The sequence below is a fragment of the Streptomyces sp. NRRL WC-3605 genome (assembly GCF_001509795.1).
Taxonomy (GTDB): domain Bacteria; phylum Actinomycetota; class Actinomycetes; order Streptomycetales; family Streptomycetaceae; genus Streptomyces; species Streptomyces viridochromogenes.
Window position 1 is genome coordinate 1 of sequence record NZ_LLZN01000076.1, and the last position, 14,827, is coordinate 14,827.

General features: G+C 70.7%; 9 protein-coding genes. 4 read left to right on the forward strand and 5 right to left on the reverse strand.

Going from position 1 to position 14,827, the window contains the following annotated elements:
- Window positions 1-467: 467 nt before the first annotated feature.
- Together ADL34_RS25350 and ADL34_RS25355 are read left to right on the forward strand one after the other, a co-directional pair.
- Entirely contained in the window at window positions 468-1,181 is a 714-nt protein-coding gene (locus ADL34_RS25350; protein WP_062672891.1) for an SDR family NAD(P)-dependent oxidoreductase, read from the forward strand.
- Window positions 1,182-1,405: 224 nt separating this feature from the next.
- Window positions 1,406-2,254 (forward strand): prephenate dehydratase, encoded by an 849-nt coding sequence (locus ADL34_RS25355; protein ID WP_062672893.1) that lies wholly within the window; start codon window positions 1,406-1,408, stop codon window positions 2,252-2,254.
- Between the two features lie 207 nt (window positions 2,255-2,461).
- Here ADL34_RS25355 and ADL34_RS25360 read toward each other — a convergent pair whose 3' ends face one another.
- Window positions 2,462-2,953: a MarR family winged helix-turn-helix transcriptional regulator gene (locus ADL34_RS25360; RefSeq protein ID WP_062672902.1), complete on the reverse strand. Its 492-nt coding sequence runs from the start codon at window positions 2,951-2,953 to the stop codon at window positions 2,462-2,464.
- Between the two features lie 211 nt (window positions 2,954-3,164).
- Here ADL34_RS25360 and ADL34_RS25365 point away from each other — a divergent pair, with 211 nt between their 5' ends.
- Window positions 3,165-4,013: an alpha/beta fold hydrolase gene (locus tag ADL34_RS25365; RefSeq protein ID WP_062672904.1), complete on the forward strand. Its 849-nt coding sequence runs from the start codon at window positions 3,165-3,167 to the stop codon at window positions 4,011-4,013.
- A 108-nt stretch (window positions 4,014-4,121) separates the two neighbouring features.
- Here the strand turns inward: ADL34_RS25365 and ADL34_RS25370 are convergent, their stop codons facing one another.
- The 3 genes from ADL34_RS25370 to ADL34_RS25380 form a co-directional block, all read right to left on the reverse strand.
- A complete protein-coding gene (locus ADL34_RS25370; protein WP_062672961.1) occupies window positions 4,122-4,766 on the reverse strand; it encodes a DsbA family oxidoreductase in 645 nt (214 codons plus the stop codon).
- A gap of 293 nt (window positions 4,767-5,059) precedes the next feature.
- Window positions 5,060-8,824, reverse strand: a complete 3,765-nt coding sequence (locus tag ADL34_RS25375) for a S8 family peptidase (protein WP_324610586.1) — start codon at window positions 8,822-8,824, stop codon at window positions 5,060-5,062.
- 300 nt (window positions 8,825-9,124) lie between these two features.
- Complete coding sequence (locus ADL34_RS25380) at window positions 9,125-9,943, reverse strand: enoyl-CoA hydratase/isomerase family protein (RefSeq protein WP_062672906.1); 819 nt, start codon at window positions 9,941-9,943, stop codon at window positions 9,125-9,127.
- A gap of 267 nt (window positions 9,944-10,210) precedes the next feature.
- On the opposite strand from ADL34_RS25380, the gene ADL34_RS25385 reads away from it, so the two are divergent.
- A complete protein-coding gene (locus ADL34_RS25385; RefSeq protein WP_062672908.1) occupies window positions 10,211-10,696 on the forward strand; it encodes a winged helix-turn-helix transcriptional regulator in 486 nt (161 codons plus the stop codon).
- A 152-nt stretch (window positions 10,697-10,848) separates the two neighbouring features.
- Here ADL34_RS25385 and ADL34_RS25390 read toward each other — a convergent pair whose 3' ends face one another.
- Window positions 10,849-14,565, reverse strand: coding sequence for a S8 family serine peptidase (locus ADL34_RS25390; protein ID WP_199835632.1), 3,717 nt, complete (start codon window positions 14,563-14,565; stop codon window positions 10,849-10,851).
- Between the last annotated feature and the right edge of the window lie 262 nt (window positions 14,566-14,827).

Sequence of the window (14,827 nt, forward strand, 5' to 3'; positions counted from 1 at the left end):
CCGCCTTCACCCCGGCGTCGTGGAGCTCCTTGGCGATCTCCGTGATGGTGCCGGTGGACGAGTAGAAGACGACAGCGAGCTTGACGGGAGTAGACATGATCGGCGATCTCCGTTGACTGTTTGACGGGTGCGGCGATGAAAACGACCTTCACAAGACGACCGGTCGCCTATTTCACGCTAGATGCCGAGACAGGACGTGTCAAAGGAACGTCGAATGACATGCGGCACTGCCCACCTCGACGGCTTGCACCTTCCAGCCGGGTCCTCGCGACGGCTCCGGTGCTCGGCGTGCGGGCAGACGCAAGCGTGCGACCTCTTGGCTCACACCTGATAGGCCGGGACTCTCATCGCCGGTCAGAACGCCCCGTGCCCGGGGAGGCGTTGAGGCGTCTTTGGAATTTGTCGACCGGTCGACTAGTTTGATCGGAAGTCCTGAAGAACCGGCTCGTTCCACTTGGAGAAAACACATGACCACCTCTGGCCAGAAGGTCGCCGTCATCACCGGCGCGTCGCAGGGCATCGGCGCCGGCCTGGTCGACGCCTACCGCAAGCTCGGTTACGCCGTCGTCGCCACGTCCCGCACCATCACGCCGTCCGAGGACGCGGACATCGTCACGGTGCAGGGTGACATCGCCGACCCGTCGACCGCAGAGCGCGTGGCAAGCGCCGCGATGGAGCGTTTCGGCCGCATCGACACGCTGGTCAACAACGCCGGCATCTTCATCGCCAAGCCGTTCACCGAGTACACCCCGGAGGACTACGCGGCGGTCAGGGGCGTGAACCTGGACGGCTTCTTCCGCCTCACCCAGCTCTCGGTCGAGCAGATGCTCCGTCAGGGCGCGGGCCACGTCGTACAGATCACCACCAGCCTGGTCGACCAGGCCAACTCCTCCGTCAACTCGGTGCTCGCCTCGCTGACCAAGGGCGGTCTCCAGTCCGCGACCAAGGCCCTGGCCATCGAGTACGCGACCCGGGGCATCCGCAGCAACGCGGTGTCCCTCGGCATCATCAAGACGCCGATGCACAGCGAGGAGAACCACGCCGCCTTCGCCGCGCTCCACCCGGTCGGGCGGATGGGCGAGGTCAGCGACATCGTCGACGCGGTCGTCTACCTGGAGAACGCCCACTTCGTCACCGGCGAGATCCTCCACGTCGACGGCGGCCAGAGCGCCGGCCACTGACGGGCGAGGCCGGCCTGGCGCGGCTCGACGCGGGCCCGGCGTACACACGCCGGGCCCGCAGCCGCCAGGACGCGGCGCCTCGTCGGGGTCGCCCTTGCCCGCGTCGGCACCGGCCGTGCGGTCTCTCGTTATGGACAGTGCAGCCTCGTACCGCCCCCGCGGTCTACCGTGGGCCCGGCGCCGTCCGTCGGCGTCTGCCCTCGTCCCTCGGCCGAAAGCGACTCATGGCAACGACCGTCGCCTATCAGGGTGAACCCGGCTCGAACTCGGCGACCGCCGCACAGCGCCTGTTTCCCGGGGCCGCCGAGCTGCCGCACACGAACTTCGAGCAGGCCCTGGACTCCGTGACGCTCGGGGCCGCCGACCTGGCGGTCATTCCGGTGGACAACTCCGCCGCCGGACGCGTCGCGGACGTCCACCATCTGCTTCCCGAGTCCGGACTGTTCGTGGTCGGGGAGTTCTTCCTCGCGATCCACTTCGACCTCATGGCGGTGCCCGGCACATCTCTGGACGAGGTGGAGTGCGTACGCAGCCACGTGCACGCGCTCGGTCAGTGCCGAAAGCTGTTGCGGGAGCGCGGCTGGCGCACGCTCGTCAGCGACGACACCGCGGGAGCCGCCCGTGAGGTGGCCGAGCTGGGCGACCCCCGGCACGCGGCGCTGGCCCCGCCCGCGGCGGCGCGGCAGTACGGCCTGGACGTGCTGCGCGAGGGAGTCGAGGACGATCCCGACAACACGACCCGCTTCGTCGTGCTGTCCCGGGAGGCGGCCATTCCCCCGGTGTCGGACGAGCCGACGATGACGAGCCTCTTCTTCGCCGTGCGCAACATTCCCAGCGCCCTCTACAAGGCGCTCGGCGGTTTCGCCAGCGGCGGGGTGAACCTCACCAAGATCGAGAGCTACCAGATGGGTGCGGGCCTCAGCCCGAGTTGTTTCTACACCGAGATCGAGGGCCACCCCGACGAACCGCGCGTCGCGCTCGCCCTGCAGGAGCTGCGCTTCTTCACGTCCGAGGTGCGCATCCTGGGGGTCTACCCGGCGCATCCGCACCGACTGCGCGAGCCGGCCGGGTGATGGGACGACACCCTTGATGGTCCGGCCTTGATGGTCCGGCTGCCCGGCGGGGCAGCCGTCAGCTCATCTCGCCACACCGCCGAGAGCACTCGCGTACGCCACTCCTGAGGCAGGTCGGAGAGGGCTCGGAGCGAGAGACCACTCGCCGCAGAAGGCCGGCCTCACCGTCCCCGCCTCCGCCCCCGCCGCCGCGATCGCACCGTCGGATCAATCCGTCCGCTGCCGAGTCGCGCCCGCATTGTGGCGATTGACGTTGGCCGTCAGCTTCCGCACGAGGGTCTGGAGGGTGGCGATCTCCTCAGGCGCGAGCCCCACGGCGTCCCCGATCGCGGGCGGAACGCTGGAGAGACGCCGGTGCACCGCCAGCCCCTCCTCGGTGAGCGCGACCTGGACGACCCGCTCGTCGTCGGCCCGGCGCTCCCGCTTCAGCAGACCGTTCGCCTCCAGGCGCTTGATCAGCGGAGTCACGGTGCCGTAGTCCAACTGCAGCACTGCTACCAGGTCCTTGACGGACACCGTGTGGTGCTCGCCGAGAGCGACCAGGACCAGGTACTGCGGATAGGTCAGTCCCAGCGGATCGAGCAGCGGCCGGTAGGCGCCGGTGAGTGCGCGGGAGGCCGCGTACAGCGTGAAGCACAGGTGCTTGTCCAGCATGGGCGGGACGTCGGTCGGCTCGGACGCGTTCGCCTCGGCGCTCATGTCTCACTCCTCGTCTTCCAGGTCGGCGGGCGGCCTCCCGGCTGCCGGCAATTCGGACATTGCCCTACCTTTCAGGGAACACTATACACTCGCCTCCACTTAACTTGTGCACGAGGCAATCGTGCGCTAGCTTTCTTCCTGTCGCCGCCACCGAGGCGGGACAGACCGGGGGCCTCCCGGTCTACCGCCTTGCTTTTCGAGGGAGTTCCTCATGAACGTCTCGTCCGCCTTCCGCCCCACTCGCAAGCGCGTCGCCGTCGTGGGCGCCGTGACGGGAGCCGCCGCGCTCGCCCTCTCCGTGACCGCCTCCGCGGACTCGACGACCGCGCGGCACGCCTCGGAGAAGAAGCCGACGGTCGTCCTGGTGCACGGGGCCTTCGCCGATTCCTCCAGCTGGAACGGCGTCATCAAGCGCCTGAAGAAGGACGGCTATCCCGTGGTGGCCCCGGCCAACCCGCTGCGCGGCCTCAAGAGCGACGCGGACTACCTCAAGAGCTTCCTCAAGAGTGTGCAGGGCCCCGTCGTGCTGGCCGGCCACTCCTACGGCGGCGCGGTGCTCACCGAGGCCGCCGAGAACGAGCCCAACGTGAAGGCCCTGGTCTACATCGCCGCCTTCGCCCCCGACAAGGGCGAGAGCGCCCTGGAACTGTCCAACAAGTACCCGGGCGGCACGCTGGGCCCGACCTTGAACCCCGTGCCCTTCACGCTCCCCGGCGGCGGCACCGGCAACGACCTCTACATCAAGGCCGATAAGTTCCACGACCAGTTCGCCGCGGACGTCCCCACTCGTGTCACCGACCTGATGGCGGCGACCCAGCGCCCCGTGGCTGCCTCCGCCCTGGAGGAACAGGCCACGCACACCGCCTGGAAGTCCATCCCCTCCTGGACCCTGGTCACCACCCAGGACCTCAACATCCCGGCCGCCGCACAGCGGTTCATGGCCGAGCGGGCGCACTCCCACGTCACTGAGATCAAGGCCTCCCACGCCGTGACGGTCTCGCGCCCCGACGCGGTGACCCGGATCATCGAGCAGGCCGCCCGCTCCACGACCGGCAACTGAGCCCTTCGCAGGGCGTCGCGGAGAACCGGGTTCGATCCCCTGGCTCCAGGCCGACGGGGTGCGGCCGCCCCCTCTCGTGGGGAGCGGCCGCACCCCGTCGGCCGGTTGTCAGGCGGCGGACCTGTCCGCCCACGCCTGCTCCAGTGCCTGCGTGAACATCTCGGGCGACTGGACACCGCTGACGCCGTAGCGCCGCTCCAGCACGAAGAAGGGCACGCCGCCGGCGCCCAGTTCCGTGGCGAGTCGCTCGTCGGCGCGGACCTCGTCGGCGAAGGCGTCGGGGTCGTCGAGCACCTTCCGCACCTCCGCCTCCACCAGCCCCGCCTCGACCGCCACACGCACCAGGGTCTCGCGGTCGTAGATGGAGGCCTCCTGCGCGAAGTTGACGCGGAAGGCGAGGTCCAGGAAGGTGCCCTGCAGGCCCCGGGTGGCGGCGAAGTGCGCGAGGCGGTGCACGTCGAAGGTGTTTCCGAAGACACGTCCGCCGATGCGGAACTCCAGCCCCACGGCGTTCGCCATGGCAGCGGCCTGCTCCTCCCGCGCGACCTGCTGCTCCCGGGTCCGGCCGTACTGCGCGGCGACCGCGTCGATGATCGGTACCGTGCCGTTCTCGGCCCGGGGGTTGAGCTCGAAGGACCGGTGGACGACCTCCACCTGGTCACGGTGCTGGAACGCGGCGAGCCCCTTGGCGAAGTGCTCCCTGCCGACGTAGCACCACGGGCACGCGACATCGGTCCACATCTCGACACGCATCATCTGGTCTCTCCCTCTGTGCGGGGGCGTCGGGCCGACCGGCCCCGACGCGGAAATGACGAGGGCGCCCGCTCGGATCGCTCACAGTGGCGAGTGGCGACCCGTTTTCGACTGACTCACCGGCCCCTCTATCCAGAGAATAGACGACCGACCGTCTTCCAACAAAGAACCAGCTCAGACGGCCTCTTCTTCAAGAGGCTCGCGATACGACACGAAAGAGGGGTGCCGGAAGCCCACTGCTTCCGGCACCCCTCGTCCTCGATCGACTCACTTCACGACTGCGGCCGGACGGCTCACTCGGTGCCGCGGTGGAGGTAGGCGCGGGACACGGTCTGCCGCACGCCGTTGCCCTGTGCGTCGGTCGCGGTGACCCTGAGTGTGACGAAGGCGTCCCGGTGCAGACGGGCCGGGCGTTCCACCACGGCGGTGAACCGGCTGTCTCCCCCCTGCCGCGCGGTCCGCGCCGTGCTCCAGGTGCGACCGTCGTCGTAGGACGCCTCCACCTTCAGCACGACGCCACGCGGGGTGGCCATGCCGTCCTGCATACGGACGCTCAGCCCGACATTGTGCGTCCGGGACCGGCCGACCGTGTTCTGCGCGTCGACCGGCACGTCGTAGTCGAGCTGGAGCAGCGGGAGGCGAGCCGTCTCTGCCGAGGAGCCCGAACGGAACGTCCACGACGTGTCGGTTCCGGTGGCGAACTGCCATTGCTCCGAGACGCGTCTCGTCGTCAGGTCAAGCCGGTAGGCGGCCTCACTCGCGGGGACCTCGAAGTCACCCCAGGCGCCGTCCTCCGACCGTGCCAGCTGCTTTCCGTCGCGGTAGAGGACCGCTGTGGCCGTGTCCGCCGAGGTGTCGCCGAAACCGCCGCGTTCGGCGAACGACCAGTGGCTGGTGCCGTCGTTGAACTCCGGTACGTAGATCGACAGGGCGTTGCCCCTGCGCACCGACGGCTGGTGCCCGCCGCGGGGGATGGAGGGACGTACCACCGCCCCGAACCACTGCTCCGAGGTGCGCTGACGGGGCCGATACGTGTGCGGGTCGTCGTGCATGCCGCCCTGCAGCGGCTGGTCGGTGGTCTCGACGACCCTGTACTGCACGGCGTGCTGCCACTGCGTGCCGGCCTCGGCGCTCACGTACTCGACGCGCTCCTGTCCCACCGGTACGAAGCGGTTCCACTGCCCCCATGCGGTGGTCTGGTAGGGCCGCCACGCGAAACGCTGCTCACTCGCCCACTCCGAGGCGCCGGTGCGGTGATAGGTGGCACGGACAACCGCCGTGTTGCGCTCCGACGCGGTGTAACGGGGGTTCTGGGGAATCGCGTTCTTCCACACGCCCATCACGTCGTACAGGTACGGGCTGCGCATCGTGCCGGTGAAGGTCACCGTCGTCCTGCGCTGCGCCATGCGCGCGAACAGGGCGGCGCCGTCGGTCGAGGAGGCCCGCACGAAGGGCAGTGCCATCCGCTCGCCGGTCGGCCGCCACTGGGTCCACACGGGGAACCGGTCGGGCAGCACGAGCAGCACGGCCTCGGCTCCGGCGGCCTCGGCGGCCCGGGCGAGGACCGCGTTGTCGTAGCCGCTGGAACCGTCGTCCCGCAGTACGGCCAACTGCCCTCGCGTGCCGCGGAAGTCCGGTGCCTGGGCCGTGCCGGCCGCCACGGCGGTGAACCGTTCATGCCGGTCATCGAAGACGGGTGAGAGTTCCTCGTAGTACGGCCGGAATCCTGCCGTGCCGCCGGATGCCTTCGCCCGGAGCTGCGGGGCGACCAACTGGGTGCGTACGGTGAACTCGAAGGCCCCGTCGGTGACCGCGGCGGTGGCGTTGGTGTAGAAACGGTCTCCCCCGAAGACCGCGACGGTCTGGAAGAGGTCCTTGCCGTCGATCCTGCGGTGGTACGTCGGGCACAGGACGCCCTGGCGCTCGGCCGGCCTCGGCGTGCGCAGCTGCACCTCGGTGACCTCGGCCGCGTTCAGCGTCACCGTGGTGTCGTCGGTCACCTTCACCTCGGGGGCGACGACGTTGCCGATCTCGGAGGCGCCGTCCGCCGCGTAGTCGGTGAACTGGCTGCTCACGTAGTACGTCCCCTCCTCCACGAGGGCGACTCCGGCCTCACGGTCGCTGTACTCCACGAAGCCGTCCGCCCCGAAGATGGTCCCCAGCCAGCCCGGGACGACCTGGCCGGCACGGTCGCGGTAGACCACCTTCAGCTTGTGCACGGGGGCGTGCACCTGGAGGGAGAGGGTCGTGTGCGCGACGACGGTGCCGTCGGCCGACGTGGCGGTCAGGTAGCCGTAGTAGCGGCCCCGCGTCGCCCCCGCCGGATCGGTGTGCAAGGGCACGTCGGTCGTGGCGCCCGGAGCGATCCGGACTTCGGTCGCACCGGCACCGACCACGCCGTCGGCGAGGGCGCGCCCGTCGACGGTGGCCATGGTCAGGTCGAGCGACAGGGTGACGGGGCGGTCCCCGGTGTTCGTGTAGCGGACGGTGGCCTGGCGCTGTTCCCGGTCGCCGCCCACGGACATCGGGGCGAGGGCGAGGGAGCCGGTGGCGGTGATCGGTCCCGTGGCCGCGGCCACGTCGACGCGGCCGCCTCCCTGCTCGGTCGCTCCGGTGCCGGTCACCGTGGAGGCGGTGCTGGTCAGCGCGTCCTTCAGCTGCTGCGGGGACCAGTCCGGGTGCTGCTGGACCAACAGCGCGGCGGCGCCGGCCACATGCGGGGTGGCCATGGAGGTCCCCGACAGGGAGACGTAGTGGCTGTCGACGGGGTCGCCCAGGGTGGTGCCCTGCGCGCGGGCGGCGACGATGCCGACGCCCGGTGCGGTCACGTCGGGTTTGACGGCCCCGTCGCCGTAGCGCGGTCCGCGACTGGAGAAGGACGCGAGGGAATCGTCCCGGTCGACGGCCCCGACGGTCAGCGCCGCGTCGGCCGCTCCCGGGGTGCCGAGCGTCGACGGGGCCGGGCCGGTGTTGCCCGCCGCGACGACGAAGAGCGTGCCCGTGGAGGCCGTCAGGGCGTTGAGCGCCTGGCTCATGGGGTCGGTGCCGTCCGCCTGACCGTCCGCTCCCAGACTCATGTTGACGACCTTGGCGTGGGCGCCTGCGGCCCATTCCATGCCGTCGATGATGCCGGACTCCGAGCCGTAGCCGTCGTCGTCGAGCACCTTCCCGATCAGCAGGTCCGCCTTCGGTGCGACGCCCCTCCGGGTGCCACCGGACGCGGCGCCGCTGCCGCCCACGATGGACGCGACGTGGGTGCCATGCCCGAAGTGGTCGTCCGTGTTGCCGCTGCCGGAGAAGTCCTCGGCCACCGCGATCCGTCCGGCCAGATCGGGGTGGTGCGCGTCGGCGCCCGTGTCCAGCACGGCCACCTTGACGCCCTGGCCTTCGTAGCCGGACTTCCACGCCGTCGGGGCGTTGATCTGTGCCGTGCTGCGGTCCAGCGCGGCCTTCACCTTGCCGTCCAGGAGGATGCGAGGGGTGACCGCGGCGCGGGCGGCGTCCGGTTCGCCGCCCACATTGAGGGTCTTCCAGAAGGTGCCCAGGTCTTTGCCGGCCACCAGGGCCGACCTCGCGTCGATGCTCGTCAGGTCACGGGACGGCGTGGTCGACCTGTTCAGCGCGACCAACCGGTCGGCGGTCGCCGCGGCGGTCTTCGCCGCCTGCGCGCCGACCCGGGCTCCGTCACGCGGCGGTACCGGCTCGGAGGAGACGATCAGGGGAAGGCCGGAGCTGTGGGCCTCGTCGAAGCCGTCCGAGACGAGAGCAGAAACGTCGAACAGCCGCCGGTCCAGGACACCGGCCGTCACCAACTGCTCGGCGTCGAACGGCACCACGCTCACCGACTTGTCGTCGCCCTCGAATGTCTGGAAGGGGACGTGCTCACGCCCGTGCGCCGGCTGCACCGCCACGGCGTGCCGGCCGTCGGGGAAGGACGTCAGGGTGACACGATCCCCGGTGATCAGCCGTACGGTCGCCGTGCGTGGTCCCGATCGGCCGGCGGCCGGGACGGCCTCTCCGGGCTTGGCCGTCTGCGCCGCGAAGGCCGCTGGTGTCACTCCGGCGATCACCGCCAATCCCGTTGATATTGCCGCCGTCATGCGAGGTCTCAGCATCCCTTGGAACACCCTTCACCCACTGCATAGTGAAGCCCAGAAGGCAATCAGAAATGGGGAATAAAAGTAGCAAGTACTTCTCACGTCAAGTTTCGAGGAACGTACACCACCCTGAAATGAGACTCAAGGCACGGCACTTGACGCCCTGCCTGCCCGGCCCCGTCCCGCTCGCGGGGACGGCGCCGGGCACGCCGCACGACGGACGGTTCGGCAGGCGTCGTACAGCAGCGACGGGATCGCGGTTCAGTCGGCCAGGCGACGGCCGAGGTCGAGCTCCACGCCGTCGGGGCGCTGGAGGCCGCGCTCGAACAGCGAGCGGACCCTGTGGGCGTTCTCGGGGCGTCCGGAGGTCTGGAAGAAGGCCTGGAGGCTGGCACCGTACGACTCGGCCGTCGGCAGCGACTCGACGTCCACCAACGCCTTGGTCCGGGCGACGGCGACCTTGTCGAAGCTCGCGACGCGCCTGGCGAAGCCGTCGACGAACCGCTCCAGTTCGTCGTCGGCCACGACGCGGTTCACGTAGCCGTACGCCTCCGCGAGATCGGCGGGGAAGTCGTCGCCGCCCAGCAGGACCTCCAGGGCGCGTCCACGGCCCAGGAGGCGCGGGAGCCGGCCGGTGGGATTGCCGCCCGGCACCGATCCGACGCCCACCTCGAACTGCCCCAGGATCGCGCCCGGTCCGGCGAAACGGATGTCCGTCGCGAGGGCGAACTCACTTCCGGCGCCGCGGGCACGGCCGTTGATCTCGGCGATGGTGGCGGCGGGGACCTTGGCGAGCCGGTACAGGTTGTCCGCGAAGGGGTGGAGTCCCGAAGGCGCGGGCTTCATGGCGGCGACGCGGGACCGGTCGGCCCGCATGTCCCAGTGCGCCATGAAGAAGTCCGGGTTGGCGCTGCGGAAGACGACGGCCGTCAGGTCGGGCGCCTCCTCGATGCGGGTGATCAGCGCGGCCAGCTGCTCGATGGTGTCGGGGTCGATCAGGTTGATCTCGCCGTTGGAGAAGGTCACCCGCCAGTAGGAAGGGCTGATCTCGTCGACGGCGAACTGTTCGTGGGTGCTCATGAGGGTCTCCGGGTGTGGCGCGGGCCGGTGGCACGCGGGTCGGTGATGGAGGGGTGGGTGGCCGCGGCGTCCCTCGGCGCTGTCCGCGACGGGCGCGCGGGTCAGGACCTGACGGGGCCCCACGCGGACAGGGGTGACTGACGACGGGAGGCCCTGGCGGATGCCGGCCGGTGTCGAGCCGGGCGGCCTCCCGAGGCCACCAGCTGAAACCTGATTTCAAATCTAGCATCTGAATTGGAAAACACGTCCCAGAGGTACACTGGTCGCATGCCGAGGAGAAGCCGTGAGACGGACGCAGGAGAGACTCGTTGTTCCATCGGCCGCGCCCTGGAGATCGTCGGCGACCGGTGGAACCTGCTGATCCTGCGCGAGGCACTCAACGGCGAGACCCGCTTCTCGGAGTTCAAGGACCGGCTGCACGTGGCGAGCGACGTCCTCACCCAGCGCCTCGGCGTCCTGGTGGAGGGCGGTGTGCTGGAGAAGCGTCCCTACCGCGAGGCGGGAGCCCGGTCCCGGATGGCCTACCACCTGACCCCGGCCGGGCGGGAACTCGTCGTGCTCTTCGGCGCGCTGCAGCAGTGGGGTGACCAGCACTGTCCGCACCCCGACGGCCCGTTGGTGCGCCGGGGCAGCCGTACGAGCGGACAGGCCCTGCGGGTCGCCTTCGTGGACGAGCACGGAGTGGAGGCCCCGATCGACGACGTCGACCTCGGCGTCCCGGTCGCGGACGCCACCGCCCGGCCCACAGCCTGACTGCGGAGCCCCGGACGGGCCCCGCGAGTTCCACGACCGACGGGGACCGACGCGCGGTCGTGCTGTCCGCCGGGGTGGCGGCGCGCGCGACTCATGGCGGCAGGGGCGGGACCACGAGCCGTGGTCCCGCCCCTGCCTTCACACGCGCTGCGTCAGCGCAGCCCGAAGGCGCGGACGAGCGTCTGGGAGACGCTGTTGCCGTCGTCGTCCCGGGCGGCGACCCGCACCGTGACGAACGTCGCCCGCTTCGGCGCCCGCAGCGTCGTCCGCCACCCGTCGCCGTGGCGGTCCAGAGCGGCACGCCGCCAGGTCGCACCGTCGTCGTACGAGAGCTCGACGGACGGCTTTTTGACGGTGCCGGTCACGCCGCTGAGGTGCGAGGCGGTCACGGTGAGGTGTCCGTTGCGGTCGGCGCGGCCCGCCGGATCGGTGCGCACGCCGTAGTCCAGCTGGATCAGCGGCAGTGTCGTCTCCGCGCCGGTCTCCTGCGAGGTGAAGTTCCACTCGGTCAGGGTGTGCCGCGAGTACGGACTGGCCCACTTCCCCCGATCGTTGTCGACGACGAGCCGGTACGGCAGCCGCTGCGGGGCCAGCCCCGACGGCAGCAGCTTCTCGATGTTGCCCTGGTCGAGTTCACGATCCCCCTGGTACAGGGTCATCAGGTTCTTCACGCCGAGGTTGCCATGGGAGTCACCGATGTGCCCGGAACCCGAGTCGCCCCATCCCGGCACCGGCAGCCACATGGTGTCGCCGTAGCGGACGGGCATGGAGCCGAGCGGTCCCATCCGGGGCCGCTGGACGGGCCCGAACCACGACACCTGTCCGGTGGTGCCCCGGCGGTAGGTGGTGAACTCCTGCAACCGCTGGCTCATCTCGCCGAAGATGCCCGCGTAGTCCTGCCACGGGATGTCGGCGCTGAGCCAGTCCGTCCGCCTGCCCTGGGCGGGCGCCGGCAGCGGCACCCAGACGCCGGAGAACCCCTGCTCGTCCGAGCGGAACTCGTACGCGCTCCCCGGGCGGTAGTTGCGGAACGAGACATCGACGGGGACGAGGTCGTGCCTCCGCTCCCGCCACGTGGGATCGGCCGGCACGCCGCCGCTCCAGTGCCGCACCACGTCGTAGAGGTAGTCGGTGGTGGGATTCGAGGTCACGGTCAGGGTCTCGCCGCCGCGCCGCACCGCGGCGAGGAGTCCGGCCCCCTGGTCGGCATCGAGCGTGGCCATCGAGAGCGGGGCGGGGCCGGGGTCGACGACCCCGTCGGGGGTGGGGAGCAGCCGCCCGACGCCGTCGTGGACGATCACCACCAGCCGTGCGCCCGCCTCCGCTGCGGCGGACGCCTGCTCCAGGGGGGTGAGGTCGTCGCTGCGGCGGACCACCACGGCCCTGCCGCGCACCCCAGCCGCGGCGAGTTCGCCCGCCGAACCTCCGCCGCCGTAGACGGCCTTGAGCCGATGCGTGCCGGCCGGCAGCGGTGTGACGCCGCGTCTGGTCATGATCTCGTCGAAGACACGAGATCCCGAGGCCAGGGTCAGCGCCGGCTGTTCCAGGCGGAAGCGGGCACCGAAGGTGAAACCCGCACCGTCCTGACGAGCCGACGGCAGCGCCCAGATGCTGTCGTAGGTGTCGTCGGGCATCAGCACGGTCGACACGGAGCTGTCGCCGTACTCCTGAGCCACGTCCAGCCGCGACACCAGGCGGGCGGCGGTCTGGGGTACTTCCGCCCGCACCTGCCGCAGACCGCGTCCGTCCAGCGTGACGGTGCGGTCCTGGTCCACCCTGGTGTTCTGGAAGCTGAGCAGGGCCAGCCCTCGGGCATGCGAACCGTTGGCCCCGGTGACGGTGGAGAAGAGCCATCCGCTGTATTCGCCCGCGGGGACGCGCAGGGTGGCTCTGCCGGAGTCGTCGAGTGTCGCGGACGACCACAGGTTCTTCGTGGACAGGAGCACGGAGGCACCGGCGATCGGCTCACCGGACCGTTCCTTAGCGACGATCGTCAGATCGTGGCGCTCCCCCTCCCGTGAGGCACCGATCAGCGTCCGGGCCCGGACGTCACCCTTGCCGTCGGTCGCGACGAGCATGCCGCTGACCGGCCGGTCGGCGGGTATGCGGCCGATGTTGGTGGTGAGTTCGACCGACCGGGTGCCGTGCGCGGGCACGGTGACCCGACGCTCGGACACGGAGAACGCGTCGGCCGCGACACGGGCGTCGACGGCCAGGTCCAGGCGGACCTCGGTGTCACCGGTGTTGGTGTACGTCACCGTCCGCACGTCGGTCGCGCCGGGAGCGGTGGGCCAGGAGTGGAAGCCGCCGAAGGCACTCGCCGTGGCGAAGACGCTCGCGCGCACCGCCGCGTCCGCGTCGACACGCCCCGCGCCCGCCTCGTACGGGGTGTAGGTACCGGTGGCCCGGGCACTGCTGACGAGCGCCTCCTTCAACTGCCCGCCGGTCCAGTCCGGGTGGGCGGCGGCCAGCAGGGCCGCGGCTCCGGCGACGTGCGGAGTGGCCATCGACGTGCCGCTCATCGTCGTGTAGGGGCCCGTGCCCTCCGAACTGTCCTTGGAGCGGGCGGCCAGGATGTCGACACCCGGGGCGGTGACCTCGGGCTTCAGGCCGTCGTCGCCCGAACGGGGGCCCCGGCTGGAGAAGTCGGCGAGGCGGTCCGAGGAGTCGACCGCGCCCACGGTCAGCGCGGCGTCCGCGGCGCCGGGACTGCCGACGGAGTGCGCGCCGGGACCGGAGTTGCCGGCGGCCACCACGAACAGGGCGCCGGTCTCGGCGCTGAGGTCGTCGACCGCCTGGCTCAGGGGGTCGGTGCCGTCGCCCTGGCCGCCGAGGCTCATGCTGATGACCTTGGCGCGCTCCTCACGCGCGGCCCACTCCATGCCGGCGATGATCCAGGACTGCTGCCCCTGTCCGCGGGGGTTGAGGACCTTGCCGATCGACAGGCGCGCACCGGGAGCGACACCCCGCTCCCGGCCGTCGGAGGCGGCGCCGGTGCCGGCGACCGTCGAGGCGACGTGCGTACCGTGGCCGACCGTGTCGGTCACGTCCTCGTCGGTGGGGACGAACGTGGCGGTGCCGTCCACCTGCCCGGCGAGATCGGGGTGCTCGAGGTCCGCGCCGCTGTCGAGGACCGCGACCTTCACGCCCTTGCCGGTGTTGCCCTGCGCCCATACCCGCGGAGCGCCGATCTGGGCGGTCGAGTCGGCCAGGTCCGCGGTCACCCGGCCGTCGAGCCACACCTTCGCGACGCCGCCGGAGAAGGCCGGTTTAGAGGAGGCGGGCGTGGCGCCGGGGCCATGGGTGAGGGCGGTCCAGAACGCCGAAGCCTGCGCCCGCCTCTCCGTGACGGCCGCGCTTCTGATGCTGTCCAGCCGTCGCTCGGTGGTGGAGCCGGCCAGCTTGACCCGGTCGCGCGCCTTGGCCGCATCGCCTGTGTAACGCACGATCAGCGGAAGGCGGTCGGTGTGCTCGTCGTCGTAGCCGTCCGCGATCAGCCGCGTCACGTTGAACAACTGCTTGTCCAGCCGGCCTGAGGAGATGTAGGGCAGAACGGACGCGGGGAACACGTATGTCTCCCCCTGCGTGACCACCGTGTGATAGCCGGCGGTCCCGGCCGTCCGCCGGCCCGAGGGCTTGACGGACCGGACGGTGGTCCGCCGCTCCGAGCCGGCGACCGAGACCTCGTCGCCGGTGATCAGTGTGACGGTGTGCGTGCCGCCGGTGTCGCCGGCTCCCGGCGCGGTGGCGGGGCGAGCGGCGGCCGGGAGCGCGGGAAGCGCTCCGGTGACCGGCAGGACCCCGAGGCTCAGCGCCATGGCCGCGACGAACGCGGCCGGGCCCGGTCTCGGGACGGGAAGGTTGGGCAAAGTGGCTCCCTCAGCGCGGATCGACCTGCTCGGTGCAGGCCGTGCGACGGGCGTGTAAATAATCGTCAGTACTTACTTGTTCCTGAAACTATCTATCCATCGAGTGACGCGCCGTCATCCAAGGCGAACCTGATTGCCAAGTCAAGGGGATGTTAATTGCAGCCATCCATACCCACCGCTCGCGTCCAGTCCGGCCGCCACCCCCTCCCCCGCCACCGGCCACACCGCGACACATCGCAAGAGGTAAGAAACCCGCATTTAC